Source organism: Bradyrhizobium sp. YR681 (genome assembly GCF_000282615.1).
Lineage (GTDB): Bacteria > Pseudomonadota > Alphaproteobacteria > Rhizobiales > Xanthobacteraceae > Bradyrhizobium.
Genome location: NZ_AKIY01000019.1, coordinates 46,799 through 71,284, shown reverse-complemented (window position 1 = coordinate 71,284; position 24,486 = coordinate 46,799). Strand labels below are relative to the sequence as shown.

Genomic DNA, 24,486 nt, shown 5'->3' with positions numbered 1-24,486 from the left:
AGTCTTTAGTTAAAAAACAGTTAAGATTGCCCCGGGCCGGCTCAGGCCGACTGCTGCAAGGGCGAGCGGACGATCAGGCGGACGAGGTCGTCGCGCTGCTGCTTTTCGGCGAACCTGACCGCGAAGCCGTTGTCGAATTTGCGGATGACGCGCCCGACGCAAGCGCCGACCGCGAGTGGGGTTCCAACCGGCGGATCGTACTCACAGGATATGGCGACGCCGGCCGTGGAGACGTCGATGATGAAGCAGGGGTGGCTGCTGCCGTCGGCGAGCGTCAGGAAGGTGTGCGAGACCTGGGGGACGAAGCGCGCGTCGTTGCGCAGCTCCTGAACGCTGGCGTCTTTCTGCTTTTTCTCCAGCCAGGTCAGCTTTTCCGACATCCAGGCGCGCCGCGCGCGCGTCATGTCGAGTTCCATCAGGAAGCCCGATTTCAGCGTGGCGCTGATGGTGCACTGGAATTCGCCGAAGTCCTGGAAATAGGAGGTCACGCGCTCGCCGATCTTGCCGACGACGGGCACGTCCACGATCATGCGGAAGGGCGAGACGCGCTTGGTCCGGCAGGCGAAAGTGCGCAGCTTGCCCTCACAATCGTACCAGCGCGGCAGCGAGTAGCTGCCACTCACGGCGACTTCCACTGCACGCTGCCTGAGGAACTCGGAGACGGACATGAGCGCCAATCGTGTTTCGGACTGTTTCCGTAGATTCACGGTAGCGTTCAAATTCTAAGCAAATGATACCGCCGCCCATGAGCAGGGGTAAATTTCCGGTAAATGACGGGCAGGTAATCCACCGGGGGAAGCGGCATAAGGTCCCGTCGATGGGGCAGGCAAATTCACAACCGCGTCATTGCGAGCGGTGATGCGGCCGCTAGCCGGCCCGGCGTTTGTCGATGAGGCCGTTGGCGCAGCGGATGTCGTCGAGGGTCCAGTTGCCGAGCAGCGTGATGATCGCTTCGCGGCGGTACAGATGGCGCTCGCGCCGCGAGGTCTGCCGGTAGTCGACACCGTCCTGGCGTGCCAGCGCGCGCGACACGATCGCGATCTGTCGCAGCTTTTGCGGCTCGAGGAGGCTCATGTCTGGCTGCTTGGCGCCATCGGCGGGAAGCGGTGTCTGTGAATCGGTGCCTCGAGGCTAGCCGCCGTGCCTTACGGAGGCCTGACGTCGTTCATAGTGCGGCGAGCAGGATCAGCAGAGCCAGCACCCCGATCGCAATGACGAGCTTGATCGTGGTCCAGGTCAGGCTGTTCGGCCAGCTCTGCCATCCGAACCATGGCAATGCCTGTCGCACCGCGAACGCGGCACATGCTTCGACGCTCGCGAGCAGAAGGGCGATGCCGGCGATGAGGGACCATGACTCGGTCGGTGGCAACCACGGCGCGATCAAGGCCGGAGCGGACCCCTTCAGCGAGGCGAGCAGCGCGAACCACCCGAACCAGGACGCGAAGCCCTTGACGAGATCCGGTCCGATCGTATCGGGCTCGAAGCGGATTCCGACCTTCGACAGCACGGTTTCGATCCGCTCGCCGTCGCTGAGGAAGAGAAAGGCCCCGATATAAAGCGGGATGCGCGACATGAAGACGAGCGCAAAGAAGCCGGACAAGATAATGTAGCCGATCAGATCGCCGAGCAGGTCCGTGCCGCTCTTGCCTGATTGCACCGGCGCGGGCGCGGCCTGGGCTTGCGGAAGCGATCTGGCGCGGGCCATGTGCTCCAGCATTTTGGCGCGCCGCTCCGGGGCAGCGTGGGCCGTGCGGTGCATCCAGGGCGGCGGCGCGGCGCCGGACTGGTCTTCCACGGTGGATTTGCGCTGCTCCATGCACCTGCCCGGGTCTTGCGATCTCGATGATGCCGTGGCGCCGGCTGCGGCGTAACGTCCAGCATTGGTCGAAGCTGAGGGGCAGGGAGGTTCATGGCGCCGCGGCGGAAATTGGCCGGCCCGCCGTCCGCCCATCCGCACCTGCGGCACGGGCAATGTCTGGCGGGATCAGATGAACTTGATGCCGGCCGATTTGCCGCGGCGCCAGATCACCTGGCAGCTCCGCCCGGTGCGGGCATCGCGGGCGAACGCCATCCGGATCACGCCCGGGAGCTGGCTGGCGTCCTCGTCCATGGTGATCTTGGCGCCGGAGCTCGAGATGTCCTGGACCAGGCAATGCCGTGCCGCGAACCCGCCGTCGAGCGTGATCCAGGCATGCTGCGACAGCAGCTTGCGGGCTGCGCGCTTCTTGGGCTGTGGCATTGGCAAAAATCTCCCGCTCCAGCGCTACCTCCGGGAACCCTAAGAAACCGTTGAAATCTCCCCCGAATGATCCCGGGGGGCGGCGCTATCCACCGGTTCCAAAAGTCCGCCCCGAACGGCTTGCCGAGGCGCGCAAAGGCCATTATAGGTTCGCCCGCTGCAAGCCGCCGGGCACGACTCGGACGGTACGGCCGTGTCGCCACAAGCGACGGGGCCCTGCGTTGCTCCCTTCGTCTATCGGTTAGGACGCCACCCTTTCACGGTGGAGAGAGCGGTTCGATTCCGCTAGGGAGCGCCACCGGGCCGGGCGCGACAAAATCTCATTTCAAATTCAAGATGTTATCGGCGGGGCAAATCGGGTGATACACACTCTGATACACACTGCGCCGGGGTGTTCGTTCCCGCTGCGTTCGAGCGTGCCAGGTGCATGCGGGCGCGGCTGAGGGGATCGCTGCGGCGGCGGGCCTCGACCTCCTGCTCGAGCCGGTCGAGCAGCGGCGCGTATTTCTCGCCGTGCGCGAGGATGATCTCGGAGACCAGCGCGATGTCGGCGAGCAGCTGCGCCTCGGTGATCATGCGTCGTCCCTCGGCTCGGCGGGAGCGAGACCGGCGAGGTGTAGAAACTCGGTGAAGCGCTTCTCGACTTCCGTCCTGGCCTGATCCGGGTTTCGTTCGGTGCCTTCCGCCGCATTCATCCTGGCTGTGCACCATGCGCGCCAACGCGTGTAGCGGGCGCGCGGCCCGGGGAGGAAGATGGCGCCGACAGCGACCGTCCCGCACATGAGCAGGCGGCGGTTGTCGCCGGGATATGCACCTTCCTGCCAGTGGAGCTTGGTCACTGCCGCCCCTCCAGCTGCCGGCACGTCTCGCCCTCGACGGCGCCGCAGACCATACAGCTGAGGTCGAGATCGACCTCGCCGGTGTCGCAGCGCCGCGGCGGCTTGTCGTCGTCGCTGATCCGGGCCGCGACGGCGCGGGTGCAGTCCAGCATGCGCGCGACCATCGCCTCGCAATGGCCGAGGTCGAGGTGCCGCACGCCTCGGGCGTTGAGGTCGCGCCAGAGCGCGCCGGCCATGATCATGTTGACGCTCATTTGCCCTCCGGCCGGTGAGACGTGGTTAGCTGCTTGGGAAACTGGATCACCTCGGCGTCGAGATACTCGTGCAGCCAGTCGGGGCACTCCGCTTTGCCGAGCGCGTTTGCGACGCGCCGGCGCATTTCGTGCAGACCTTCGGTCGAGTAGTTAGCGCCTTCGTCGGTCAGGTCGGACGACAGGTCGCTGATCAGTTGCCGCAGCTCCGCGCGACCATCGGCTTTCCGGATCGAGTGGATGGCCGTCAACGCCGTCTGCACGGCGATGTGGTCGTTCCAGATGCCGCCGGCCATGATGCGCTGGTGCTCTTCCGGCGTGTCGTTGCCGTAGTCGGCTATGGTGACCACCGCGCAGGCTCGGGCAAGATCGACGTCCGGCCCAATAAACGGTCCCGGATGGCGCTCGACGTGCGACACGGATTGCGTCGCTGATTGTCGGGTTTCGTCGGTCAAAGCCCGTCCTCCGGTCCGCCGTCATAAGCCGCAAGCATCTTGAGCCGAACGTCGATACTGTGGGGCGTGCGGGCGATGCCGAATTCATCGGTTACGGCCGCGGCGATCTCGCGCACAGACTTTCCGTCGCGCCGCATCGCGACGATCTTGCGATCGTGCTCCTCGGTGTAGCGAAACACCACCTTGCCGCCCTGCATGTAAGATGCGGGGCCGCCGTACTGAATTTTGCGCTCGATCAGGCCGTGCGTGATCATGAACCATGCGACGGTCCCGACGTCACGGCCGATCTTGTTAGAGATTTTGCCCGGCGTCGGCTTCGCCATGGTCGAGCAAAGCCGCTCGATCTCGGCGCGATCAGCGTCCGACAGACCTTTGCGCGTATCCGGCTGCACGTTCATCGCTCGCCCTCCTGGCGCTGACAGGCAATCAGCTGCTCGCCCCGGATCTCCGCGCGGCCGCTGGCGACCAGCCTTGCGACGACCGCATCACCAATGCGTCGCGTGCCGAAGCGCCAGCCGCCGCGCGGCGCCCGCTCAAAGGGGCTGAATTTGAGCAGGCGAAGGAAGTAGCCGGGATGTTGTTGGTTGGCGCGCGTGCCCATGGTCACGCGCTCCGGATGATGGGTGTCGACGCCAGCGGGGCCTCGATCGCGACGGCGATGAAATGGCGACTGGCGAGCAGCTTGCGCCAGCGCATGTCGCGCGCGGATATGGTGGTGGGCGGTCCGAGCGGCAATTCGCGGTCGACGCAGACGGTGCAGTCCGGGCACCCGCAGACCAGCAGCAGGTCGGGGAAATAGATGCACATCAGACCGCAGCCCCGTTCTGCCGGGCATAGGCCAGCGTGCGGGCGGCCTCTAGCCATGCGTACACCTGCGATTTCCGCCAGCCCATGCGCACCAGGTCAGGCAGGGCGACACCTTCGCTGCGGGTGGTGATGGTGATGAAGTCGTCGGCGAGCTGCGCGATCGCGTCGGCGCCCTCGAGGCTGGCGCGGGCAGCGGGCAGGGCGCGCGGGGCGATGGTCTCGGCGATGCGTTCGCGCTCGATCTGGACCGCTTCGGCGGCGGCCGCTGCGTCCTTGCGGGCGTTGCGGTCGCGGATCAGCGCGTCGAGCGTCGCCTGGCGGTTCAGGCGCTTGCCGCGCATCACCGGCTCGGTGCGCGGGCAGCCCTTGGCGCGGACGTCGGCGAAGCGGCCTTCGGCGCGAAGGTGCATGAAGCCGTGCAGCTTCAGCTGGAAAGCGAAGTCGGCGGCGGACAGGTCGGTTGGGCGCGACACGGCGGCGGTCTCCCGTGGTGTTTCACGGGAAACAAAAAATCACCAAAATGGTGTACGGTCAAACCTTTCTTGCACCAAATTGGTGATCGTTGCCTTTTAGGTGACGTTACTCCAGGTCATTGATCACCCGCCCGACCCTGCCGACAACCGACGTTTCGCCCGTCATCTGAAGGGTCTCATGGTCGGGATTTGTGGAATAGGGTTGAAGCCGCGGCGGATTGCCGGACCTGAACCGCTTGAACGTCGCGTCGCCCTCCGGCGTGGCGAACACGAAGAACTTGTCATTGACGGTTCGCTGGTCGGCCAGATTGACGCAGATGTAAGAGCCGTGGGGCGCCACGCGATCCATGGAATCGCCGTCCACCTCCAGCACGATCCAGTCACCCCGCGGAAGGTCGGCCAAATACACGTATTTGCGCACGTCTGTCTTGCGGACACCCTCCTGATGCGCGAGCCGGCCGGCGCTGACCCATGAGAGCAGCGGGGCGCGGAACGTGCGCAGTCCCGGGAAGACGAGCTTTTCGGGAGATGTGCGTAATGCGGGCGCCAGCTTTTCAGCCCATAGCGCCGTCATCTCCCTTTCGCCGTGCAGCAACCGGTTGATCTGCTGCGTGCTCGTCCCCACGGCCCGGGCGAGGTCCGCCTGAGACATGTCCTTGCTGCGTCGTGCCAGCGCCTCGGCGAGGCCGTTCGGATATTTGCCCTTCATAGGGTAACGGGGCACCAAAATGGTGTTGGTTGCCACCACCATTCCGGTGCTGGCTCCTTGCGAATCATCACCAAAATGGTGTTGAGGTGAATCCATGAGATTCGACGCCTGGATGCTCAGAGAGCGGGAAAGCAATTCGGCCTTCGGCAGAAAGGCCGGCTGGTCGGGCGAAACCGTGCGGCGTTACCGGGCCGGCGAGCGCGAGCCCGATCAGAAGGCGATGGCGCTGATTTTCGATCTGACCGAAGGCGCCGTGACTCCGAATGACTGGGTCGGGGTCGGTCCGAGGACGCAGGCGATTGACGAGGCGGGGGCTGTTCCATGTCCGGGAACATGAATCGCGGACCCGGCAATGGTCGACGTCCGGCGCGGCCCGCGCACGGCGAATTTTCAGCCTGTGGACAACCGGGGTGCGCGGTCGTTTCCGCGCCCTGTGGACGCGTGTGGAAAACGCAGCGCGCCCTGCATTTCGAGGGACTTTTGAGGAGGGGGTGGGGCAATGACGGACGTCGTGACGCGCGTCGCAGATCCTGACGATCTGCGCTTTCTGATCATGTTCGCCGCCGTGCTGCTGGCCGGCGCGCTGCTCTGTGTCGGGGCTCTGGCGCGGGTGCTGCGCGACGAGCGCCGCTCCCGCGAAAGCGCCGACGGTTTTGGCCAGGTGCGGTCATGAGGCGGCCTCGCGACAATGCCTCGCCGCTGGCGCCCCCGCCAATGGGCCGCATCCGGGTGGTCCAGGCCGAGTGCCATTTCCTCGACGGCGCGCGCTGCGTGGCGACGCTGACGATCGACGACAACGCGCCGACGCTGCTGATGATCGACGGCGAGCCGTTCGTCCGCTCCGACGTCTGCGGGCTGTTTGTCGTTCCCGGCGAGAGCCCCCGCTATTTCCAGGTCAAGCCGTACCGCGTCGATGCCGGCCTTTTGGAGGGCGTGTGATGGGGGCGCTCATTCGACACCGCTCGCCGAATGCGAACGACGTCTCGCGGCAGCAGCTCAAGCGTTACCGCGAAGCGATCACGCTCTGGCTGCACAAGCACGACACGTGGGAGATCGCGCGGGAATTGAACCTGCCGGAAAGCCTGGTTGCCGGCTGGGTCGCCAATTTCCGCGAGCTGGTGAGGGCGTCATGACTGCGCGCGCCATCCCGACAGTCGCGATGGTCGCTGACGCCGCGGCGCGTGCGCTCGCCAATGGCCACGATCTCAAGACCTGGACGCCGCATCGCATCGCCCATGACCTGATGCGTTACGACGCTGATTTCGAGGGCTGCGATTACACGCTGCTGGTCTCGGCCGCGCAGCTCTGGAAGCGGGGGCGGGCGTGACCGAACCTCACACCAAGGCCGCGCGCGAGGAGCTACAGTCCTACATCGACCGCGTCGAGCGGATCGAGGAGGAGCGCAAGGCGCTCGGCGACGACAAGAAAGCCGTTTTTGCGGAGGCTGCATCACGTGGGTTCGACGTCAAGTCGATGCGTCGTATCATTCGCCGCCGCAAGATCGACCCGAACGATTTGGCCGAAGCTGAATCGGTCGATGCGGTCTATATGCACGCGCTCGGCATGGCCGAGGACAGCCCGCTGCATGAGCAGGTCAAGGCCCTGGCGCAGGACGGCCTCGGCCGCGACCAACTGATCGAGACGCTGCAGCTGCTGATCCCGAACAACGGCGAGATCATCGCGCGCGTCGGCGGCAAGCCGATGCGGCTCTGGCGCGATGAAACCGGCAAGGCCTCGGCCGAGGAGTATGTCGCACCGGAGCCGCGGCGCGAGCGGCCGAGCCGGTTGCTGGATTCGGATGCCGTCGAGGCGACGATCGACGGCGGACGGAAAAGCCATGTCCTGTCGGCTGCCGATCGCGCCGAGCGGCGCTCGCGCGGGGTGTCGGCATGATGCAGGCGCCGGTCAATATTGTCGAAGCTCGCGCCGTCGCCTTCGACCTGCCGGATCTGCCGGACCTGTCGGCAACGCCGTGCCGCCGGATCTGGCTGTCGCAGCGCGAGCCGATCTTCATGCTGGTCGATGCGGTCGACTACGCCTGGCTGTCGGAAAACATGTGGAACGTCTGGCACGCCGGCAACGGGCGCGGCGACAGCTGGATGCTCTACGCCAAGCGCAATGTCGGCCCGCAGCGCTCCACGGTGCGCGCGCATCGCGAGATCATGATCGCGGCCGATCCTGGCTGGGATGACGCGTTCCTCGCCGCGCACGTGGTCGACCATATCAACGGCCAGACCCTCGACAATCGCCGCTGCAATCTGCGCTGGGCCACCAAGCGCGACAACGCTATCAGCCGCCGCACGCGCGGCACGGCGCCGACGCTTGACGCCATCGTGCAGCAGCTCATCGCCGACGCGCTCACGGCCTCGGCACAGATCGAGGGGATGCCGTTTTGACGCTCGCATTTCATCCCTATGCCAACCTGTTCCCGCTGATCGAGGGGCAGGAATTTTACGATCTCGCCGAGGACATCCGTATCAACGGTCTGCATGACCGGATTGCGCTGATCACGGTCGACGGTGCCGATCAGATCCTCGACGGCCGCAACCGCTATCGCGCCCTGGTCTGGCTGGTCTCGACCGGCGAGGTGCTCGGCAATGAATGGGGCAGGTGGTCCGGCGAGCCTCTCTCGGCCGAGCGTTTGTCCGATCTCTGCGACTACGGCTTGTACTGCGATGCCCCGGTCGAAAACGACGCCGAGGCGCTCGCCTTCGTGCTGTCGAAAAACCTCAACCGTCGCCACATGAGCGAAAGCCAGCGTGCCATGGTTGCAGCCGATCTGGCAACGCTTAGGCGCGGTGGTGACCGGAGCAAAGCGCCAATTGGCGCTTTGACCGACCGTCAAGCTGCCGACACGCTGAAGGTCAGCGAGCGTTCCGTCGAGCGCGCAAAGGGTGTCAAACGGGCGGCGGTTCCGGAAGTGGTCGAGGCGGTCAAGTCAGGCGACCTGTCGGTCGCGGCGGCAGCCGAGATCGCGACGCAGCCGGTCGAGCGCCAGGCCGAGATCGCCAAGGCGCTGACGCGGGATGCTTCCGGCAAGCTGACCGACGACGCCAAGAAAGCGCTCGCGCCGCTGATCCGCGAGATCCGGGTCGACAAGATCGCAGCCAAGAAAGAGCGCAGGGCCGAGCGCGAGGCCGAGACCGGCCGCAAGATCCAGGCCTTGCCCGGCAGCTTCTACGGCGTCGCGATCGAGGATTTCGAGTGGCATCACGCAGCCTGGTCGGAAGAGACCGGCAGCGAAAAAAGCCCGTCGATGCATTACGAGACCGCCGAGGACGCGCAGACGCCGGAGGCGATCGTCGCGCGCTGCGCCGAGCGGTTCGCGTGTCTCGCCGAGGACTGCATCATCTTCAAATGGGTGACGTCCCCGCATCTGGCGATCGGCATCAAGGTGCTCGAGCTGCAGGGCTTCCGTTACGTCACCAGCCTGGTCTGGAACAAGGAACGCTCCGGCGAGGCTCGCGGTCCCGGCTACTGGTTCACCGGCGAGCATGAAATCGTCCTCGTCGGCGTTCGGGGGAAGGTCGTCGCTCCCGCGACGGCACATTTCCGCAGCAACTTCTCGGCGCCGGTCGGCGGGCATTCGGAGAAGCCCGACAATCTGCACGAGATCATCGAATTCCACTGGCCGACCACGCCCAAGGTGGAGTTCAACGCGCGTCGGCGCCGCGAGGGCTGGGCCGCGTGGGGCTTCGATGCGCCCGACGTCGCGCCGGCCGCCGACACGGATGCACGCCGCGAGGCTTTCGTTGCCTATCGCAAGGCGCAGGACGACGCGCGGCTTTGGCAGCATCCGGCGATTGCCGACCTTCACGTCGTGAAAATGATGCGCGATTACCAGGGCGACGTCGCTTTCGACGTCGCCGCCTGCCAGTGTGGCTGGTCGTTCCGCTGCGAATGTGCGCCGTTTGATCTCGCGCGCGACAAGGCATGCGATGCGCACTGGCGCGAAGTGATCGCGCAGCAATCATCCGCGGCTGTTAAATTACCGCCGTCGGATGACCCTGTGTTCATCGAGTGGAAGGCCCTCGCGGCGATCGACGCGCGCGTCGGCGTGTCCGGTCCCGGCGTTCAAGACCTGATCAAGCGCGGCCTTGTCGTGGTCGACATCGACGATGAACTCGTTGTGACCGACGAGGGGCTCGATCGGATGGCCGAGCTGGAACGGCGTTTTAATCCTGACTCGCCTTCCGCTGGAGTGCCCTCCGGTGAGACCGAGGCGGCCGCGGCGGATGCAACATCGGACGGGGCCAGCGCCGCTGCGGCCGTTTCGGACGGCGTCGACCGCGCGCCCTATGACGCCGAGGACGTCATCGCGATCGACCAGCTGGCCGGCTCCGACTGGCTGGCGCCATCGCCCGACGCTCTGGCCGCTGAGGTCGAGCAGCTGTCGGAGCGCGAGCAGCTCAAGATCCTGTCTGACTTCTGCCACGCGCGCCGCGACCTCGCGCCGACAATCGGCCCGCGCTACGTCGCGCAGGGGCTGACCTACGTCTCCGATGAGCAATGGCAGCTGCGCGGGGCGGGCTGGGACCGCCTGCGCGAGCTGGAGGCCGCCGAGGCCAAGCCCGCCGCGCCCGCCGACCTGACCGAGCCCTACCGCGCGCCGCAGCCGAGCCTGTTCGATGTGTCGCGCCAGATCGAGGACGCGCCGCCGGCCGAGGTGGTCGACGGATGTCTGCAAACGCGGCTGCCTGTCGATGCGGGCGAGCTGGCCGAACAGCGGGCGCTGCTGGCGATCGAGGCGGGCGAGGGCGCCGAGCTCGAAATGCTGCGCCATCTCGTCGGCAAGGGCTTGGCATTCTGCGGCACCACCAAAATCAGCCTCACCGACGACGGGCGCGCGTTCCTGGCGCAGCTGGTTGTGCCGGCTGATCGACGGATCGAGGTGCGGGCGTGAGGGGGCGACTTTTAGCTGAACTTGATCAGGCCGAGCGCAAGGCGTGGGACGCTCTCGCGCGCTACAAGTTCCAGATGTTCGGTTACTGGGCCGCGATCTGGGTTCATCTCAACCGCGTTGGCGAATTCAAACGGCCGAACCCTTGGAAGGGGCTCGTCCTCGCTGCGCGCAAGCAGGAGGAGGATCGATGAAGCTCGCCGGATGGATTCAAACCTACACGGGCAAAAAATTCTGGCCGCTCGACCCGCGGCCGGAGGATGTCGATATCGAGGACATCGCGCACGCGCTCGCGATGCAGTGCCGTTTCGGCGGCCACTGCCTGCGGTTCTATTCGAATGCGGAGCACTCGATCATCGTCTCCCGCTTTTGCGGCGACGATGCGCTGGCTGGCCTGCTGCATGACGGCAGCGAGGCGTACCTGCTCGACATGCTGTCGCCGATCAAGCAGTTCATGCCGGATTACAAGGCGGCAGAGAAGCGCTGCCAGGCGGCCGTTTACAAGGCGTTCGGCCTGCCCGACGTCACGCATGACACGGTGAAGGCAGCCGATCGGCGCACACTGCGAACCGAGCGCATGCAGATCATGCGCGACATCGGCGAGCCCTGGGTCGTGGATAACGAGCAACCGCTCGACACCGAAATCGTGGGCTGGTCGCCGATTCACGCGCGCGGGCTGTTCCTTCAGCGCTTCGCCGAGCTGACGCAGTCGGCCGCATGATCACGATCAGCACAAACGTTGCGGTCGGCGCCGGCTCCATCATCGCCTTTGCCGGCTTCATGCTTGGTTACGCCATCGCATGGCGCCAGCGCGGCAATTACGACGCGCGCTCGCTTGCGGAAGTGATGCGATGCGATCCGGCTGTGCGGCTTCCGGATTGCGAAATGCCGCTAACCGCGGATGAGCTTGAGCGGCTGCGCCTGTTTCGCCTGATGAACCCTACGGAGTTTCATCCGTGAGGCAGCGCAAGGTTGTCGTCGATCTCTTTTGCGGCGCCGGCGGCTCCAGCGAGGCAGCCGAGCAGGCGATGGCCGAGCTCGGCCATGACGTTGATCTCGTCTGCATCAATCATTGGGGTGTCGCGCTGGAGACGCACCAGCGCAATCACCCGCGCGCGCGGCACATCTGCGCCGACATCAGCCAGGTCAGGCCGCACCAGATCATTCCCGGCTTGCGCGTCGACCTGCTGATGGCCTCGCCGACCTGCACGCACCACTCGGTCGCGCGCGGCGGCAAGCCGACAAGTGACCAGCAGCGCAGCGACCCCTGGCACGTCATCCCCTGGCTTACCGAGCTGACGGTCGACCGCATGCTGATCGAGAACGTGCGCGAATTCGTCAAATGGGGGCCGGTCGATCCGCAGACGCGGCGTCCGATCAAGGCGCGCGAGGGCGAATTCTATGACCTCTGGATCGACACGATCCGCCGCGTCGGCGCGACCAGCTACGATTGGGGCTTCTACAATTCCGCCAACCAGGGCGCCGCGACGACGCGCCAGCGCTATTTCGGCTTCTTCAAGTTCAATGGCCGCCGCTCGGTGCTGCCTGTCGTCACCCATGCCCGGCGAGATCGTGCCGGCGCCGAGGGCTTGCTGCCCTGGCGGCCGGCGCGCGAGATCATCGACTGGTCGATCAAGGGCAAGTCGATCTTCAAGCGGCCCGTGCCGCTGGCGCCCAAGACGCTGGCGCGCATCCTGGCCGGCGCGCTCAAGTTCGGCTGGCCCGACATCCTGATCGCGATGCTGATCGCCGAGCAGCAGCGCGCGCTGCTGCATGCGCTGCGGTTCGCCTTCGCGCGGCGCCATGCCAGGCGCGCGGATTTGCGCGAGCGCAACCGCAAGCGCGTCGGCAAATACGTCGCCTGGCTGCGGGACATTCGCAGCGGCGAGGTGCGGGGCGGACCGGGACCGGCCTCGCCGATCGTGGTGACGCTGCGCAACAACGTCGTCGCGCGGTCCATGGGTCAGCCTGTGCCGGCATTGGCGGCATGCGGCCAGCATGTCGGGCTCGCCGAGCCGATCATCCTCAAGCAGAGTTTCCGGCGCGACGTGCAATCGGTCGAGGAGCCGGCGCCGACTGCGACGACCGTTGCGCGGATCGGCATCGTCGAGCCTTTCGTACTCTCGCGCCACGCCGACGGCGCGCCGCGCTCGACTTCCGAGCCGACGCCGACGCAAGTCGCAAAGCACTCGCATGTGCTGATCTCGCCCTATTACGGCTCCGGCAGCGGCGAGACGCTGCGTAGCGCCGAGCAGCCGCTTCCGACCGCGACCGCCAAGGCGCGGTTCGGTATGGTGGTCCCGATCACCCATTCCGACACGTCGAACCGCGCGCGCGATGTTGACGTCGATCCGCTGTCGACGCTGACCACGGCCAACCGCGGCGAGCTGGCGTTCATTACCGCGCAGTTCGGCGAGCGGGACGGGCAGGCGCCGCGCGTGCATGGGCTCGAGCAGCCGGCGCCGGCGGTGACGGCAACCGGGCACATCAACCTGGTCGAGGCCGTGCTGCTGCCGAGCGGCCATGTCGACACCAGCGAGGCCGACATCCTGTTCCGGATGTTCGTACCGCATGAGCTGGCGGCCGCCATGAGCTTCCCGCCCGGCTACCACTTCGCCGGCACCAAGACCGACCAGGTCAAGCAGATCGGCAACGCCGTCGAGGTCCGCCAGATGAAGGCGAACGTCCTCGCAATCATGGATGACGGCGAGGCGGCCGAGCCGGAGTTCTTGGAGGCTGCGGAATGAGGGTCACCTGCGATGCTGGCAGCGACGATTTCTGGCCGCTGATTTTTTCGAGTTGTCCCGATGTGTATCTCGACGGGAGATACATGAAGGGGGTTCGGGCTGCGGATGACGTTGCAGGCTGGGTCGAGCATTACGGGAAATTTCGAGTTTGCGATTGCGGTCAGCGCGGTGTGGTCGAGCTGGCATTCGGTCGCGTCGAAATCCGCGGTTCGCTTCGTTCTCCGCGCATTGTACCGGGGGCTCGGTCGTGAAGCACAAATGGAGCGAAAAGACGCGCCAGCCGAACGGCGACAGCCGCAAGGTCTGCACGCGCGAGGGCTGCGAGCTGGTTTGCGTCTCCTGTCACGGCGTCGACGAGCACGGCCGGCAGGACCATTGGAAGGAATGGTGGCGCGGCACCGAGAAAATCCAGGTCGGCGGCAACACGCCCGCCTGTGGACCTGTCGAGGTGGGCGCATGAACGCGATCACCCGTCCGCCCGTTCGCTGGCATGGCGCAAAGTTCCTGATGTCGCGCCAGATCCTGCCGCATCTGCCGTCGCACAGGCTCTATACCGAGGTCTATGGGGGGGGCGCCGGCGTGTTGCTCCATAAGCCCCGCTCGCATGCCGAGGTCTATAACGATCTCGACGAGGACATCGTCAACCTGTTCCGCGTGTTGCAGGACACGGGCGCCGCGGCGCGGCTGATCGAGCTGCTGCGCCTGACGCCGTTCGCGCGGGCGGAATTCGAGCTGGCCTATGAATGGTCGCCGGATCCGGTCGAGCGCGCGCGGCGGCTCGTCATCCGCTCGTTCATGGGGTTCGGCAGCAACGCGCATTCCTCGACGCAGCGCGGCCATCAGTCGACCGGCTTTCGCTCCAACTCCAACCGCAGCGGCACCACGCCCGCGCACGATTGGGCCAATCTGCCGGAGGCCTATCCGGCGATCGTCGCGCGCTTTCGCGGTGTCGTGATCGAGCACCGCGACGCGGTCGAGGTGCTCCAGCGCCACGACGGTGCGCGCGCGCTGCATTACGTCGATCCGCCTTACGTTCACGACACGCGCTCGATGTTCAAGGGCGGCAAGTCTGCCTACAGGCACGAAATGGACCTGGCGGCCCATAACCGCCTGCTGGGCGTGCTGCGCGGCCTTGCGGGCATGGTGGTGCTGTCCGGCTACGCGCACCCGCTTTATGACGCCGCGCTCGACGACTGGCGCCGGATCGAATTCAAGGCCTATGCCGACGGCGCCCGCGAGCGTGTCGAGGTGCTCTGGATCAATCCGGCAGCCGCCGCAGCGCTCGATCGCGAAAGCGCCGGCATCGGCGTGACGCCGCTGTTTGCGGGGAGGGTGGCATGACCGCCGACAGAACATGCGTGCGCTGGTCGCGCGCCGAGGATGCCGAGTTGCTGCGGCTGCGCGACGTCGCGCGTCTCGACTGGCCGGCGATTGCAGCCAAGTTGCCGGGCCGCTCGGCGGCGGCTTGCGAGCAGCGCTATTACGGCAAGCTCAAGGGCGCCCGCGACCGTGCGCGGCGGCCGCGCGTACCGAAGCCGAGCCAACCTGTGGTGTCCTGGCGCAAGCGTGGCGCCGCGATCGTCGACGCAGCGGCCGAGCCGGTTGCGGCTGTCCCGGTCGTGGTGCCGTCGACTCCACCATTGATCCTTCCGAAGCGCATGCCCTCGCTCGATCATCTGCGCGAGCGGGCCGAGTTGCAGCTGCGCATCGATAGGCAGGGCCTGACGGCGGGCTTCTTCGGTGATCCGCCTCCTGGCCGCTCGGCGCTGGATGCGCGCGCCAGGGCCGCTGCGGCTGGCGTACAGCTGCCATCCGGGCGCGGGGGCTCCGATGTCCGCTGATCTCGTTCTCGCCACGCTCGCCGCCGGCGGCGAGCCTGCGATCAAGCTGGCGAACGTCATTCAAAAGCTCGTCCTCGAGGCCGGCAAGCTCGGCGAGCTGGACATCGCGATCCGCGTCGTCTCGACCGGCCAGATCCTGACCGAGGAAGAGGCGGACGATCTGCCCGCCGAGCAGCTCGCGGCCGTGAAGGATCATCTGGTCCGCATCAAGCGCTTTCCCGCGCGCTGGCTCGACCGCCTCGACGACGCCATCAACCGCGGCCTGCTGTGGGACCGCTCCGACGAGGACATCGTCCGCATCATGCTGATGGGGCCGCGATAGCAGAACCGTTTCCTGTGCCAGTTGCTTACCGCGTCCAGTTGAATCCCTTTCTCAAGAGCATCACATGACAACCGCGAAACGGCGAGCCCGCCGCATCGCCGCCGACGAGGCGCACGCTTGGGCACGGAACCTGAAGCTGCGCAACTTGCAGGCCTCGATCCTGCTGCGCAGCCTGTCGCTCTATGTCGATGGCGACGGCATCGCGTTCGCCGCGATCCCGACGCTGGCCGAGGATTGCGACGGCTTGTCGATCGACACGGTGCGGCGCCGTCTCGTCTGGCTGGAGCAGGTCGGCGCCATCGCGCGGCAGCCGCAATGGCTCGACGAGAACGGCGTTCGCAACGGCAACGGGCGCGGCAAGCGCACGACAGACCAGATACGGCTGCTGTTCGATGCCGATCCGGAGATGATCGAGGCGAGGGCGCAAGGCCGCGCGCCGCATGTCGACGCTGACGAAAATGCAGCGGAAACAACGGTGATTAGCCCTAGCAGCGTGCTAGGGCTAAATTCCGGCTCAGCCCTCGGCCAGCCCTCGGTTAGCCCTAGCAGTACTTGCGACCACCTAACCTCTGAACCTGAACCTGAATCTCCCCCAAAGACCCCCTCCGGGGGCGAGGGGGACGAGATGCGGGTTTTGGAAGATGGGCCAGAGCCGGAAGACTTTGCGCCGGCGTGGCAGTCCTGGCCCGGTCGCGAGACACAGGGCCATCGGCGCGCCGCATCGCTCGCCGAATTCCGCCAGCTGTCGCCCGACAAGCAGCGGCTTTGCCGTGCGGCCGTGCCACTGTTCGCACAGGCGCTGACCAGGGCGGGACGGACCAAGCCGCCCAACTTCGACCGGTGGATTCGCTATCGCGGCTTCGACGAGTTTCCGCACGCGAAGCTTGGCGAGGATGTGCCGAAACCGCCCGAGCGTCGCTTCGTGCAGGGCGCCGAGCTGGACGGGTTGAAGATCGCCAGCCTGATCGCCGAACGCCGCGACCTGCCGACGACGCACGACAGTGGTCTCGGCGAGGGCGTGTGGCGCACTTTCCCGGTCCAGCCCGATCTGGTTGCGCTTGCGGCATGCGGACTGCCAACGGAAGCGTGGCAGGTCGTCGATCTCGGCACGGAACAGTTTGCCGCGTGGCGCGATCGCCTGCGGCTATGGCTCGGCGCCGCGCCGCGGCCTGAGCGGATCTGGCTCGAGCCGCACGACCCTGCCGTGCACGGCCTGCCCATCACGCATCCGGGTTTCAGATTACGAAAATCGAAAGAGGGCTTTCGGGTGCCCGCACCATGGCCGCCGCGCCGTAACGGCACATGGTACGGCGGCGGATCACAGGACGACGCTTCACAGGCAGGGGGAGACGAATGAACATGCATTACGAAATCGGGCAGTTTGTCGGTCACGTGCCGATCGCCGAGCCCGTCGCCGTGCCGGTCACGCCGAGGTGCTGGTGCATGCTCAGTGTCACGCCCGGTCGCGACGCGCGCGTCGTGCGGCGCTTGCTGGATCGCGGAGTCTGCGCATATTCGCCGATCGTCGTGCGCTACATCGATCGACGGACGAGGATCGAGACCCGCAAGCCGCATCTCGGCAAGCGCGTCGAGCGGCCGTTCCTTGCTGGCATGGTGTTCGTGCCCGACTTTGACGTCGACAATCCGGCAATCAGGCGCGTCGACGATGTCGGCGACTGGCTGACGATCGACGAGGGGCGCTTTGCGATGCTGAGGCCCGGCGACATGGCGGTCGTGCGCGGCATTGTCGGCGCGATGAATAAGCCTTTCAGCGAGCGCGACTATGCCGTCGACCAGATGGTGCAGATCGTCGATGGTCCGCTCGCGGGCTTTGTCGGCCAGGTGAAGCGCCTTGACTCGCATAGCCGACTCAAGGTCTTTGTCGACGCGCTGCGCGGCGTCTCGGTTCAATTGTCCGAAACGCAGGTCGAGCCGGTCCCTGCAAGCGCGCTTGCAGCCACGGCTCGCCGTCAGAAGCGGAAACGCTCTGAGCGCCCCTGACTCCGGTCAGGGTGCGAAGCATTCGGAAAATCGTTTCACGTGAAATCAAAGCCCGGCCATCGCGCCGGGCTTTCGCATGCATAGGGTGTGCGGTCGCGCACCTGTGCGTTGCCGCTGCCCTCCTTGGGCGTTTCCTCCCTAGACTTGGGCCGCTTGTGGCAACGCAAGCGGCCCTTCCTTTTGTGTGAGCGTCAATCAACAGGAGGCGACCCGATGGACAATGCTCAGATGGTCAAGTGCTTCAATGAGTGGATGCGCCGGTTCATCCAAGAGCCTGAGCGTTTCGAAGCGGAATTCCGCACGGTCAACGGCTTCCTCAAGGATGAGGCCGAGGGGCGTGAGCCGACTTACGGCGAGACAAGCGCTGCATACATGCAGCAGCTTGCAACTGAGATCCGTGCTGACTGATCGTATGCCTTCAAGGCCACAACAATTCCGCGCTCGACCCGCACCGTCGCAGGCCGAGCGCAATGCTGCGGCTGATGCCGAGCGCGGTTCGTCGCGTGAGCGTGGTTATAACGCGCAGTGGGATCGTGCGTCTCGGCTGTTCCGCTTGCATCATCCGCTCTGCAAGGGGTGCGAGGCTGTGGGTCTGGTGACGCCTACCGAGGTGACCGACCACGTCGAGCCGCACAAGGGCGATCACGATCGCTTCTGGAATAGGGGCATGTGGCAGCCCGCCTGTGCGTGGCACCATGACGTGATCAAGCAGAAGCTTGAGGCCATGTTTGCCAAGGGCGAGATCGTCGTCGCTGACCTCTGGCTCGACAGTCAGGTCGCCGTGCGTATGACGCTGGCCGAGTTGCCCGTCGACCTAGGGGCGGGGGGTGGTCAAAAGTCTAGCGACCCCTCTCCGGGACCGGCTCTCTAGAAGCCCATTTTTTTCCGCGAAATTCCTGAGATTTTATTTTTTATGGGCCGTCACCCGGACAATCCGCTCGATCAGGCTGCCAAGGGCTATCCCGGCAAGCGAAAGAGCAAAACCGAAAAGGCGATCGCCGAGGCCGAGCGCCTGGCGGGGCTGCTCGTCGCGGTGCGGACGCAGACGCCATCGGAGAACAAGCCGGGCTACCTGCAAGATCCGCGGCTGAAGGCGGCGAGCGTTATGTGGGACGATTACGCGCCGCGGCTCGACCGGCTGCACCTGCTGTCACAGCTCGACCTGCACCTGTTCGCGATGTTCTGCATTTACGCGGCCGAATTCGTCGCAGCGAACGAGGAAGTCCTGGTCAAGGGCTACTCGGTGATGGTCAAGACGATCTCCGGCGACAAGATGCCCCGCGAAAATCCGGCCGTCGCGCGCCGCGACTACGCCGCCAAGATGACGATCGACCTGTCGAGCAAGTTTGGTCTATCGCCGCAGGATCGGCATCGTCTGCTCGCCGCCGGCGCGATGCATTTCGACGACGACACGCTGTTCGGCCGCGCCGTCCAGCGTCCCGCGGCGCCGGCGGGTTCTGCGGAAGACGATGCCAGCGAGAGTGCGCCGGCCGCGGAGCCGATCCCGGCGCCGATCGTGGAAGGGTCTGCGATCGGCTCACTCTCGGCGTTCGACTCGGTCCCGCCAGGCACAAAGCCCAACTGACGATGCATGCAGGACTGGAAACCGCAGACGGAAGCGTCCGCGCTGGCGATCGCGGCGGTCGCGGGACCGCATCTCTATCCGGAGCCGGATTGGCTGACGCATGCGGTCGAGGAGCTGGGCTATTCGTGGGCTCGGATAGCATGGCAGCGCGCCGCCGCGGTGCCGGGCTCCTGGTTCGATGCGACCAAGGCGCAGGCCGTGGTCGACCGCTGGCCGACCTGGTTCAAGCTGACGGTCGGCCGCTTCGCAGGCCTGCCGTTCCGGCTGTCGCCGTGGCAGGAGATCATCGTCCGGCTGCTGATCGGCTGGAAAGCACCGACCGAGATCCTCGATCCGGAGACGCTGCGGCCGACGCAGGTCCATGTCCGGCTGTTCTGCGAGCTGCGGCTGTGGGTGCCGCGCAAGAACGGCAAGAGCGAGTTTCTGGCGGCCCTGGCGCTGCTGTTCTGGGCGATCGAGGGTCAGCGCCGCGGCGCTGGCTTCTGCTTTGCGCACGACGAGAGTCAGGCGCGCGAAGTGTTCGACAAGATGGGGGACATGATCGGCTACGCGCCGTCCGTCTTCCGCTCGCCGACCACGGGCGAGCCGATCAAGGTCTTTGCCAAGCAGCTCTGGAATGCGGAGCTGCGCTCGGCGTTCCGGCTGATGCCGGGCAAGGCCAAGGGCAAGCACGGGCGCGCGCCCTTCGTCACAGTCGGGGACGAGATGCACGAATGGGTGTCGACCGAGCTGGCCGACACGCTGCGCCAGGGCGAGGGCGCCTCGCTCCAGCCGATCCGGCTCTATGCCTCGACGGCGGGCCTCAAGTCGCAAAAGACCGGCTTCAAGCTGTGGGAGGAGTCGCAGAAGATCCTCGACGGCCGGATCGACGATCCGACCACGCTGGTCGTGATCTTCGCCGCGGCCGAGGATGCGGACTGGCGCGATCCGAAGGCGCACGCTGCGGCCAATCCGTCGCTCGGCCTGTCGCCGACCAAGGCGTTTCTGGAGCGCGAGATCTCGAAAGCCGTGACGCCGGCGACCGAAGCCGCGTTTCGGCGCTACCACCTGAACCAATGGGTCGAGGATTTCGCGCGCTGGATCTCGGTCCGGAAATGGGACGCGGCATCGGCCGACCCGAACGGTTGGAAAACCTATCTCGACACGCTGAAGGGTCGCGAGTGCATCCTCAGTTTCGACTCGACCAAGTCGTTCGACCTGGCGTCGCTGTGTTTGCGCTTTCCGCCGGTCGAGAAGGGCGAGCGGACCAAGTTCGTCTGGCGCTTCTGGCTGCCGACCGACACGATCGAGGCGCGCACCAAGGCCGAGCGGACGCCGTTCGATCAATGGGCAAATTCCGGCGCGATCACGCCTATTCCTGGCGGGGTTTTCGAGCTGGATTATGCGATCGATGCGGCGCTCAAGGCCTGCGCCGACTTCCGTGTCACCAAGATCGGCTGGGACGCATGGAACGCGCTCGAATTCTACAATCGGATGGTGAAGGCCGGCCAGCCGGAGGATCTGTTCGTCGAGATGCGTTTCGGCACCAAGTCGCTTGGACAGGGCACCAAGGAATTCGAGCGCAAGGTGTTCGGCGGCGAGATGGATCACGGCGGCCATCCCGTCGCGCGCTGGATGATCGGGCACTGCAACGTGCGCTTTGACGAAAACATGAACTACGTGCCGGCGAAAAAGCGGTCCGAGGACTCGATCGACGGCATCGTCGCCGCGGTCATGACCGAAGCGATCGCGATGGCGCCGGCGGCACCTGTGGCAGGGCTGGTTTTGCTATGAGCTGGATTTCCGACATTCTCGGCACCACTGCGCCGGCAATTCGCGTGCCCGACGATTTCGAGCCGCCGAAAAATGCGACGCAGATGGTGCCGCTGACCAGTCTCGTGCACGGGTCGCAAGCGTGGGCCGATATGTTCGGGCCGTCGATCGGCGGCGGGTTGCCGGCGCTGACGGAGTATTCCGCGGCGACGGTGACGGCGATCTATGCCTGCTGGTCGCTGATTGCCGGGGCGATCCAGACTCTGCCGGTCCACATGATGAACGTCGAAATCCCGACCGGCGAGCGGTCGCGCATCTTCGACGATCCGCTGCTGTGGGTGCTCAATGAGGAGATGTCGGAGCGCTGGCCTGCGCCGATCGGCTGGGAATATCTGGTCAAATCGATCATGGCCGAGGGTGACGGCATTGCGATCATCCGCCGTGACCGGATGTTCAAGCCGGTCGGGCTTGAGCCGGTGCATCCGATGCGCGTCGTCAACGGCATCGTGCCGGAGACCGGCCGCATGGTCTACCGGATCGCGCCGGAGTATCTCGCCAACGGCCAGGTCATCGGCCAGACGCGCGACTTCGACCAGGACGACATCATCCACATTCCCGGCTTTGGCTTCGACGGGCTGCGCGGCATGACGCCGCTGCGCTACTCGCTGCGCAATGCCGGCGGCGTCGCGATCGCTGCGCAGGAATATGCGGCGCGGTTTTTCACCAACGGTGCGCGGCCCGACTACGCGCTGTCGACGGACCAGCAGCTCGCCGAGCCCAGGATCAGGGAGTTGCAGGGCCTGATCGACGAGCGCCATCGCTCGGTCGAGAACGCGCATCGGCCGATGCTGCTGCACTCCGGCCTCAAGATGAGCAGCCTGCAAATCTCGGCAAGCGACATGCAACTGCTCGGCCAGCGGCAATTCCAGATCGAGGAGATCGCGCGGGCCTACGGCGTGCCGCCGTTCATGATCGGCCACAACGAAAAGACCACGTCCTGGGGCTCGGGCGTCGAGGCGATGTCGATCGGCTTCGTGCGTTACACGCTGCGGCCGTACCTCAACAAAATCGAGCGCGAGCTTGACCGCAAGCTGTTCCGGACGCGCTCGCGCGTCACGATGTTCGATACCTCCGACCTCGAGCAGGCCGACACCAAGACGCTTTACGAGTCGCTGCGGGTTGGCGTCGGTCGTGCCGGCGAGCCTCGCATTCTCACGCCGAACGAGGCGCGCGCAAAACTGCGGATGCCGCGCAAGCCCGATGCCGACTCCGACAAGCTTGGCGTCAATGCCGGCGCGGCAGCGCCTGCGGCCAAGGACTCGAGCCAACCCGAACCAAAGGACGCAGCAGCATGAAAGACCGTCGCCTGTTCAATCTGTTTGCGGCCAACGCCAAGCGCGGCAGCTTCCGCGCCGATGCCGCCAGCAACACGATCGAGCTCTATGACCTGATCGTGTCGAGTGAGATCGAGGCGGAATGGTTCGGCGGCGTCTCGCTCCAGGGTTTTGCCAAGACGCTGCGCGGCATGTCCGGAACGGTGCATCTGCGCATCAACTCGCCGGGCGGCGACGTGTTTGCCGGCGTCGGCATCGCGCAGATCATGCGTGAATATGACGGCGAGATCGTCGCCCATGTCGATGGCTATGCCGCCTCGGCGGCTTCGGTCGTGGCAATCGCCGCCGACAAGGTGGTGATGGCGCCGGCGTCAATGATGATGATTCACAAGGCCTGGACGTGGGGCATCGGCAATGCTGATGACCTGATCGCGACTGCCGAGCTGCTCGAAAAGATCGACGGGCAACTCGCCGACACCTATGCCGCGCGCGGCAGCAAGGATGCCAAGGCGTTCATGCAGCTGATGGCCGCAGAAACCTGGCTGACCCCGCAGGAGGCGATCGACTGCGGTCTCGCCGACGAGATGGCCAGCGACAAGGACAAGAGCGCCGCCAATGCGCGGGCGCGTTGGGACGTCTCTGCGTTCGAGCACGCGCCGGCGCAGATGGCGGCCGACCCGTCGCCCGACAAGATCCGTGCCGCGGTCGAGGCTGCGCTCGCCGAGCGCGACCGGCAGGATCGCGAGAAGGCTGCGACTATCGCGGCCGCCGAACATGAGCGGGGGCAGCGCCAGCGTCGCGCCCATCTGCTCGCAAGGACTGCATAAGCGCGCCGCGCCGAGCAGGACAAGCGCCGCGGCCATCCTGGCCGAGGCGGTCTCTAGCCATGCCAGAAGGGGTTTCAGAATGGCTTCACTTCAAGAGTTGAGAGCGCAGGGCGCGGCCATCGTGGTCGCGATGCAGGCGATGGCGGACAAACCCGCCGACAAATGGAATGCTGCCGTCGACACGCCCGAATGGGACAGGCTCGACGCGCAGCTGGTCGAGATCCAGGCCAATATCAAGCGCCAGGAGCGCGTGATTCAGGCCGCCGCCGACAATTTGCAGCGCGACCTGGTCGTCGACGCATCGCTTCGCGTCGGTCAAGACCAGAAGTCGGAGGCCTCGACCCTGTTCGCCAAATGGGTTCGCAGCCCGGAACAGTTGTCGGCGGAGGACTGGACCAAGATCCGCGCGACGATGTCGACCACGACCGGCAGTCAGGGCGGCTACACCGTCCAGACCGAAGTCCAGAAAACGGTTCTGGATGCGCTCAAGGCGTTCGGCGGCATGCGCGCCGTCGCGAACGTCATTCAGACGTCGCAGGGCAACCCGATCAGCTATCCGACCTCGGATGGCACCTCCGAGACCGGCGAAATCGTGGCACAGAACGCGTCGGCGACGGCCGCCGATCCGACGTTCGGCACGGTCCCGCTCAACGTCTACAAGTTCTCGTCGAAGATCATCGCGGTCCCGTTCGAGTTGTTGCAGGACAGCGAGGTCGACGTCGAGGCCTTCGTGATCAAGCGGGCGAGCACCCGTCTTGGCCGCATCACCAACACCAAGTTCACGGTGGGTGCGGGTGATGGTTCGAATGAGCCCAACGGCATCGTCACTGCGGCCACGACCGGCGTCACCGCCGCCAACGGCACCAGCCAGGTCACGGCGATCATCTACGACAGCCTGATCGACATGCAGCATTCGGTTGACCCCGCCTATCGCGAGAGCGGCGAGTGCAAGTGGATGATGCACGACTCCAGCGTCAAAGTGATCCGCAAGATCAAGGACGGCCAGTCGCGTCCGATCTTCGTGCCGGGCTGGGATTTCGCGGTCCCGACCGGCGGCAAGGCTGGCAAGATCCCGGATTCGCTGCTCGGCGATCCGATCCAGGTCAACCAGGACATGGCCGTGATGGCCGCAAGCGCCAAGTCGATCGCTTACGGCAAGCTCAATGAGTACACGATCCGCGACGTGATGGACGTGACCATGTTCCGCTTCACGGACTCTGTCTACACCAGCAAGGGGCAGGTCGGCTTCCTCGCCTGGCTGCGCTCCGGCGGCAATCTGATCGACATCGGCGGCGCGGTGAAGCTGTTCGTCAACGCGGCGTCCTGATCGCCTTCAGGCCGCTACGGGGGAGAAGGGCCGGGAGCGTTTCCCGGCCCTTTTTATGTAAGGCCCATTTTCCCCGA

General features: G+C 65.7%; 37 protein-coding genes and 1 tRNA gene. 25 read left to right on the top strand and 13 right to left on the bottom strand.

Features of this window, described 5'->3' with window-relative positions; translation table 11 throughout:
- Nucleotides 1-41: 41 nt before the first annotated feature.
- The 4 genes from PMI42_RS03155 to PMI42_RS03140 form a co-directional block, all read right to left on the bottom strand.
- The gene (locus tag PMI42_RS03155; RefSeq protein WP_008130524.1) at nucleotides 42-668 is read right to left on the bottom strand and encodes a PilZ domain-containing protein; all 627 of its coding nucleotides are present in this window, start codon (nucleotides 666-668) and stop codon (nucleotides 42-44) included.
- A 199-nt stretch (nucleotides 669-867) separates the two neighbouring features.
- Nucleotides 868-1,074, bottom strand: coding sequence for a hypothetical protein (locus PMI42_RS03150; protein WP_008130518.1), 207 nt, complete (start codon nucleotides 1,072-1,074; stop codon nucleotides 868-870).
- A 91-nt stretch (nucleotides 1,075-1,165) separates the two neighbouring features.
- A complete protein-coding gene (locus PMI42_RS03145) occupies nucleotides 1,166-1,816 on the bottom strand; it encodes a hypothetical protein (protein ID WP_008130516.1) in 651 nt (216 codons plus the stop codon).
- Nucleotides 1,817-1,984: 168 nt separating this feature from the next.
- Nucleotides 1,985-2,239: a PilZ domain-containing protein gene (locus PMI42_RS03140; protein ID WP_008130515.1), complete on the bottom strand. Its 255-nt coding sequence runs from the start codon at nucleotides 2,237-2,239 to the stop codon at nucleotides 1,985-1,987.
- Nucleotides 2,240-2,462: 223 nt separating this feature from the next.
- On the opposite strand from PMI42_RS03140, the gene PMI42_RS03135 reads away from it, so the two are divergent.
- Nucleotides 2,463-2,537, top strand: a tRNA-Glu gene (locus PMI42_RS03135).
- A gap of 41 nt (nucleotides 2,538-2,578) precedes the next feature.
- On the opposite strand, the gene PMI42_RS03130 is transcribed toward PMI42_RS03135, so the two are convergent.
- From PMI42_RS03130 to PMI42_RS37395, 9 genes are all read right to left on the bottom strand, one after another.
- Nucleotides 2,579-2,815 carry a hypothetical protein gene (locus PMI42_RS03130; RefSeq protein WP_008130513.1) on the bottom strand — a complete coding sequence of 79 codons (237 nt, stop codon included), beginning with the start codon at nucleotides 2,813-2,815 and terminating at the stop codon, nucleotides 2,579-2,581.
- Nucleotides 2,812-3,078, bottom strand: coding sequence for a hypothetical protein (locus tag PMI42_RS03125; protein ID WP_008130511.1), 267 nt, complete (start codon nucleotides 3,076-3,078; stop codon nucleotides 2,812-2,814). The genes PMI42_RS03130 and PMI42_RS03125 overlap by 4 nt, the downstream gene beginning before the upstream one ends.
- Nucleotides 3,075-3,332, bottom strand: coding sequence for a hypothetical protein (locus tag PMI42_RS03120; RefSeq protein ID WP_008130509.1), 258 nt, complete (start codon nucleotides 3,330-3,332; stop codon nucleotides 3,075-3,077). Before PMI42_RS03120 ends, PMI42_RS03125 begins: the two co-directional genes overlap by 4 nt.
- Nucleotides 3,329-3,784: a hypothetical protein gene (locus tag PMI42_RS03115; protein ID WP_008130507.1), complete on the bottom strand. Its 456-nt coding sequence runs from the start codon at nucleotides 3,782-3,784 to the stop codon at nucleotides 3,329-3,331. The genes PMI42_RS03120 and PMI42_RS03115 overlap by 4 nt, the downstream gene beginning before the upstream one ends.
- Entirely contained in the window at nucleotides 3,781-4,182 is a 402-nt protein-coding gene (locus PMI42_RS03110) for a hypothetical protein (RefSeq protein WP_008130506.1), read from the bottom strand. Before PMI42_RS03110 ends, PMI42_RS03115 begins: the two co-directional genes overlap by 4 nt.
- On the bottom strand, nucleotides 4,179-4,385 hold the full coding sequence (locus PMI42_RS03105) for a hypothetical protein (RefSeq protein ID WP_008130504.1): 207 nt from the start codon (nucleotides 4,383-4,385) through the stop codon (nucleotides 4,179-4,181). The genes PMI42_RS03110 and PMI42_RS03105 overlap by 4 nt, the downstream gene beginning before the upstream one ends.
- A 2-nt stretch (nucleotides 4,386-4,387) precedes the next feature.
- Complete coding sequence (locus PMI42_RS03100) at nucleotides 4,388-4,591, bottom strand: hypothetical protein (RefSeq protein ID WP_008130503.1); 204 nt, start codon at nucleotides 4,589-4,591, stop codon at nucleotides 4,388-4,390.
- Nucleotides 4,591-5,064: a hypothetical protein gene (locus PMI42_RS03095; RefSeq protein WP_008130502.1), complete on the bottom strand. Its 474-nt coding sequence runs from the start codon at nucleotides 5,062-5,064 to the stop codon at nucleotides 4,591-4,593. Before PMI42_RS03095 ends, PMI42_RS03100 begins: the two co-directional genes overlap by 1 nt.
- A gap of 106 nt (nucleotides 5,065-5,170) precedes the next feature.
- Complete coding sequence (locus tag PMI42_RS37395) at nucleotides 5,171-5,869, bottom strand: LexA family transcriptional regulator (protein ID WP_081502869.1); 699 nt, start codon at nucleotides 5,867-5,869, stop codon at nucleotides 5,171-5,173.
- Between PMI42_RS37395 and PMI42_RS03085 the strand changes: the two genes are divergently transcribed.
- The 24 genes from PMI42_RS03085 to PMI42_RS02970 all read left to right on the top strand — a co-directional run bounded on the left by PMI42_RS03085 (nucleotide 5,868) and on the right by PMI42_RS02970 (nucleotide 24,409).
- Nucleotides 5,868-6,110: a helix-turn-helix domain-containing protein gene (locus tag PMI42_RS03085; RefSeq protein ID WP_008130500.1), complete on the top strand. Its 243-nt coding sequence runs from the start codon at nucleotides 5,868-5,870 to the stop codon at nucleotides 6,108-6,110. The genes PMI42_RS37395 and PMI42_RS03085 overlap by 2 nt on opposite strands.
- Nucleotides 6,111-6,272: 162 nt before the next feature.
- Nucleotides 6,273-6,446 carry a hypothetical protein gene (locus PMI42_RS39935; RefSeq protein ID WP_008130499.1) on the top strand — a complete coding sequence of 58 codons (174 nt, stop codon included), beginning with the start codon at nucleotides 6,273-6,275 and terminating at the stop codon, nucleotides 6,444-6,446.
- Nucleotides 6,443-6,712 carry a hypothetical protein gene (locus PMI42_RS03080; RefSeq protein ID WP_008130498.1) on the top strand — a complete coding sequence of 90 codons (270 nt, stop codon included), beginning with the start codon at nucleotides 6,443-6,445 and terminating at the stop codon, nucleotides 6,710-6,712. Before PMI42_RS39935 ends, PMI42_RS03080 begins: the two co-directional genes overlap by 4 nt.
- Nucleotides 6,712-6,906, top strand: coding sequence for a hypothetical protein (locus tag PMI42_RS03075; RefSeq protein WP_008130497.1), 195 nt, complete (start codon nucleotides 6,712-6,714; stop codon nucleotides 6,904-6,906). Before PMI42_RS03080 ends, PMI42_RS03075 begins: the two co-directional genes overlap by 1 nt.
- Nucleotides 6,903-7,100, top strand: coding sequence for a hypothetical protein (locus PMI42_RS03070; protein WP_008130496.1), 198 nt, complete (start codon nucleotides 6,903-6,905; stop codon nucleotides 7,098-7,100). Before PMI42_RS03075 ends, PMI42_RS03070 begins: the two co-directional genes overlap by 4 nt.
- Nucleotides 7,097-7,666: a DUF2312 domain-containing protein gene (locus PMI42_RS40740; RefSeq protein WP_008130495.1), complete on the top strand. Its 570-nt coding sequence runs from the start codon at nucleotides 7,097-7,099 to the stop codon at nucleotides 7,664-7,666. Before PMI42_RS03070 ends, PMI42_RS40740 begins: the two co-directional genes overlap by 4 nt.
- The gene (locus PMI42_RS03060; protein ID WP_008130494.1) at nucleotides 7,663-8,169 is read left to right on the top strand and encodes an HNH endonuclease; all 507 of its coding nucleotides are present in this window, start codon (nucleotides 7,663-7,665) and stop codon (nucleotides 8,167-8,169) included. Before PMI42_RS40740 ends, PMI42_RS03060 begins: the two co-directional genes overlap by 4 nt.
- Nucleotides 8,166-10,676 carry an MT-A70 family methyltransferase gene (locus PMI42_RS37390; RefSeq protein ID WP_008130493.1) on the top strand — a complete coding sequence of 837 codons (2,511 nt, stop codon included), beginning with the start codon at nucleotides 8,166-8,168 and terminating at the stop codon, nucleotides 10,674-10,676. The genes PMI42_RS03060 and PMI42_RS37390 overlap by 4 nt, the downstream gene beginning before the upstream one ends.
- A 187-nt stretch (nucleotides 10,677-10,863) precedes the next feature.
- The gene (locus PMI42_RS03045) at nucleotides 10,864-11,394 is read left to right on the top strand and encodes an HD domain-containing protein (RefSeq protein WP_008130490.1); all 531 of its coding nucleotides are present in this window, start codon (nucleotides 10,864-10,866) and stop codon (nucleotides 11,392-11,394) included.
- Entirely contained in the window at nucleotides 11,391-11,633 is a 243-nt protein-coding gene (locus PMI42_RS03040; RefSeq protein WP_008130489.1) for a hypothetical protein, read from the top strand. Before PMI42_RS03045 ends, PMI42_RS03040 begins: the two co-directional genes overlap by 4 nt.
- Nucleotides 11,630-13,420: a DNA cytosine methyltransferase gene (locus tag PMI42_RS03035; protein WP_008130488.1), complete on the top strand. Its 1,791-nt coding sequence runs from the start codon at nucleotides 11,630-11,632 to the stop codon at nucleotides 13,418-13,420. Before PMI42_RS03040 ends, PMI42_RS03035 begins: the two co-directional genes overlap by 4 nt.
- Before the next feature lie 247 nt (nucleotides 13,421-13,667).
- Nucleotides 13,668-13,880, top strand: a complete 213-nt coding sequence (locus tag PMI42_RS03030) for a hypothetical protein (protein WP_008130486.1) — start codon at nucleotides 13,668-13,670, stop codon at nucleotides 13,878-13,880.
- The gene (locus PMI42_RS03025) at nucleotides 13,877-14,761 is read left to right on the top strand and encodes a DNA adenine methylase (RefSeq protein WP_008130485.1); all 885 of its coding nucleotides are present in this window, start codon (nucleotides 13,877-13,879) and stop codon (nucleotides 14,759-14,761) included. The genes PMI42_RS03030 and PMI42_RS03025 overlap by 4 nt, the downstream gene beginning before the upstream one ends.
- The gene (locus tag PMI42_RS03020) at nucleotides 14,758-15,261 is read left to right on the top strand and encodes an SANT/Myb-like DNA-binding domain-containing protein (RefSeq protein WP_008130483.1); all 504 of its coding nucleotides are present in this window, start codon (nucleotides 14,758-14,760) and stop codon (nucleotides 15,259-15,261) included. Before PMI42_RS03025 ends, PMI42_RS03020 begins: the two co-directional genes overlap by 4 nt.
- Nucleotides 15,251-15,583, top strand: a complete 333-nt coding sequence (locus PMI42_RS03015; RefSeq protein ID WP_008130482.1) for a hypothetical protein — start codon at nucleotides 15,251-15,253, stop codon at nucleotides 15,581-15,583. Before PMI42_RS03020 ends, PMI42_RS03015 begins: the two co-directional genes overlap by 11 nt.
- A 64-nt stretch (nucleotides 15,584-15,647) precedes the next feature.
- A complete protein-coding gene (locus tag PMI42_RS03010; protein ID WP_008130481.1) occupies nucleotides 15,648-16,940 on the top strand; it encodes a helix-turn-helix domain-containing protein in 1,293 nt (430 codons plus the stop codon).
- Complete coding sequence (gene nusG / locus PMI42_RS03005; protein ID WP_050994334.1) at nucleotides 16,937-17,584, top strand: transcription termination/antitermination protein NusG; 648 nt, start codon at nucleotides 16,937-16,939, stop codon at nucleotides 17,582-17,584. The genes PMI42_RS03010 and nusG overlap by 4 nt, the downstream gene beginning before the upstream one ends.
- A 213-nt stretch (nucleotides 17,585-17,797) precedes the next feature.
- The gene (locus PMI42_RS03000) at nucleotides 17,798-17,992 is read left to right on the top strand and encodes a hypothetical protein (RefSeq protein WP_008130477.1); all 195 of its coding nucleotides are present in this window, start codon (nucleotides 17,798-17,800) and stop codon (nucleotides 17,990-17,992) included.
- Nucleotides 17,982-18,455, top strand: a complete 474-nt coding sequence (locus PMI42_RS02995) for an HNH endonuclease (protein ID WP_240535198.1) — start codon at nucleotides 17,982-17,984, stop codon at nucleotides 18,453-18,455. The genes PMI42_RS03000 and PMI42_RS02995 overlap by 11 nt, the downstream gene beginning before the upstream one ends.
- 42 nt (nucleotides 18,456-18,497) lie before the next feature.
- A complete protein-coding gene (locus PMI42_RS02990; protein WP_008130471.1) occupies nucleotides 18,498-19,169 on the top strand; it encodes a P27 family phage terminase small subunit in 672 nt (223 codons plus the stop codon).
- 6 nt (nucleotides 19,170-19,175) lie between these two features.
- Nucleotides 19,176-20,942 carry a terminase TerL endonuclease subunit gene (locus PMI42_RS02985; protein WP_008130470.1) on the top strand — a complete coding sequence of 589 codons (1,767 nt, stop codon included), beginning with the start codon at nucleotides 19,176-19,178 and terminating at the stop codon, nucleotides 20,940-20,942.
- Nucleotides 20,939-22,276 carry a phage portal protein gene (locus PMI42_RS02980; protein ID WP_008130468.1) on the top strand — a complete coding sequence of 446 codons (1,338 nt, stop codon included), beginning with the start codon at nucleotides 20,939-20,941 and terminating at the stop codon, nucleotides 22,274-22,276. Before PMI42_RS02985 ends, PMI42_RS02980 begins: the two co-directional genes overlap by 4 nt.
- Nucleotides 22,273-23,082, top strand: coding sequence for a head maturation protease, ClpP-related (locus PMI42_RS02975; RefSeq protein WP_008130467.1), 810 nt, complete (start codon nucleotides 22,273-22,275; stop codon nucleotides 23,080-23,082). The genes PMI42_RS02980 and PMI42_RS02975 overlap by 4 nt, the downstream gene beginning before the upstream one ends.
- Nucleotides 23,083-23,161: 79 nt before the next feature.
- Complete coding sequence (locus tag PMI42_RS02970) at nucleotides 23,162-24,409, top strand: phage major capsid protein (RefSeq protein ID WP_008130465.1); 1,248 nt, start codon at nucleotides 23,162-23,164, stop codon at nucleotides 24,407-24,409.
- Nucleotides 24,410-24,486 lie beyond the last annotated feature (77 nt).

Coding starts and splice junctions, on each gene's coding strand:
- PMI42_RS03155 (WP_008130524.1), bottom strand. CDS start 668: ATGTCCGTCTCCGAGTTCCTCAGGCAGCGTGCAGTGGAAGTCGCCGTG.
- PMI42_RS03150 (WP_008130518.1), bottom strand. CDS start 1,074: ATGAGCCTCCTCGAGCCGCAAAAGCTGCGACAGATCGCGATCGTGTCG.
- PMI42_RS03145 (WP_008130516.1), bottom strand. CDS start 1,816: ATGGAGCAGCGCAAATCCACCGTGGAAGACCAGTCCGGCGCCGCGCCG.
- PMI42_RS03140 (WP_008130515.1), bottom strand. CDS start 2,239: ATGCCACAGCCCAAGAAGCGCGCAGCCCGCAAGCTGCTGTCGCAGCAT.
- PMI42_RS03130 (WP_008130513.1), bottom strand. CDS start 2,815: ATGATCACCGAGGCGCAGCTGCTCGCCGACATCGCGCTGGTCTCCGAG.
- PMI42_RS03120 (WP_008130509.1), bottom strand. CDS start 3,332: ATGAGCGTCAACATGATCATGGCCGGCGCGCTCTGGCGCGACCTCAAC.
- PMI42_RS03110 (WP_008130506.1), bottom strand. CDS start 4,182: ATGAACGTGCAGCCGGATACGCGCAAAGGTCTGTCGGACGCTGATCGC.
- PMI42_RS03105 (WP_008130504.1), bottom strand. CDS start 4,385: ATGGGCACGCGCGCCAACCAACAACATCCCGGCTACTTCCTTCGCCTG.
- PMI42_RS03100 (WP_008130503.1), bottom strand. CDS start 4,591: ATGTGCATCTATTTCCCCGACCTGCTGCTGGTCTGCGGGTGCCCGGAC.
- PMI42_RS03085 (WP_008130500.1), top strand. CDS start 5,868: ATGAGATTCGACGCCTGGATGCTCAGAGAGCGGGAAAGCAATTCGGCC.
- PMI42_RS37395 (WP_081502869.1), bottom strand. CDS start 5,869: ATGGATTCACCTCAACACCATTTTGGTGATGATTCGCAAGGAGCCAGC.
- PMI42_RS39935 (WP_008130499.1), top strand. CDS start 6,273: ATGACGGACGTCGTGACGCGCGTCGCAGATCCTGACGATCTGCGCTTT.
- PMI42_RS03080 (WP_008130498.1), top strand. CDS start 6,443: ATGAGGCGGCCTCGCGACAATGCCTCGCCGCTGGCGCCCCCGCCAATG.
- PMI42_RS03075 (WP_008130497.1), top strand. CDS start 6,712: ATGGGGGCGCTCATTCGACACCGCTCGCCGAATGCGAACGACGTCTCG.
- PMI42_RS03070 (WP_008130496.1), top strand. CDS start 6,903: ATGACTGCGCGCGCCATCCCGACAGTCGCGATGGTCGCTGACGCCGCG.
- PMI42_RS03060 (WP_008130494.1), top strand. CDS start 7,663: ATGATGCAGGCGCCGGTCAATATTGTCGAAGCTCGCGCCGTCGCCTTC.
- PMI42_RS03045 (WP_008130490.1), top strand. CDS start 10,864: ATGAAGCTCGCCGGATGGATTCAAACCTACACGGGCAAAAAATTCTGG.
- PMI42_RS03040 (WP_008130489.1), top strand. CDS start 11,391: ATGATCACGATCAGCACAAACGTTGCGGTCGGCGCCGGCTCCATCATC.
- PMI42_RS03025 (WP_008130485.1), top strand. CDS start 13,877: ATGAACGCGATCACCCGTCCGCCCGTTCGCTGGCATGGCGCAAAGTTC.
- PMI42_RS03020 (WP_008130483.1), top strand. CDS start 14,758: ATGACCGCCGACAGAACATGCGTGCGCTGGTCGCGCGCCGAGGATGCC.
- PMI42_RS03015 (WP_008130482.1), top strand. CDS start 15,251: ATGTCCGCTGATCTCGTTCTCGCCACGCTCGCCGCCGGCGGCGAGCCT.
- PMI42_RS03010 (WP_008130481.1), top strand. CDS start 15,648: ATGACAACCGCGAAACGGCGAGCCCGCCGCATCGCCGCCGACGAGGCG.
- nusG (WP_050994334.1), top strand. CDS start 16,937: ATGAACATGCATTACGAAATCGGGCAGTTTGTCGGTCACGTGCCGATC.
- PMI42_RS03000 (WP_008130477.1), top strand. CDS start 17,798: ATGGACAATGCTCAGATGGTCAAGTGCTTCAATGAGTGGATGCGCCGG.
- PMI42_RS02990 (WP_008130471.1), top strand. CDS start 18,498: ATGGGCCGTCACCCGGACAATCCGCTCGATCAGGCTGCCAAGGGCTAT.
- PMI42_RS02985 (WP_008130470.1), top strand. CDS start 19,176: ATGCAGGACTGGAAACCGCAGACGGAAGCGTCCGCGCTGGCGATCGCG.
- PMI42_RS02980 (WP_008130468.1), top strand. CDS start 20,939: ATGAGCTGGATTTCCGACATTCTCGGCACCACTGCGCCGGCAATTCGC.
- PMI42_RS02975 (WP_008130467.1), top strand. CDS start 22,273: ATGAAAGACCGTCGCCTGTTCAATCTGTTTGCGGCCAACGCCAAGCGC.
- PMI42_RS02970 (WP_008130465.1), top strand. CDS start 23,162: ATGGCTTCACTTCAAGAGTTGAGAGCGCAGGGCGCGGCCATCGTGGTC.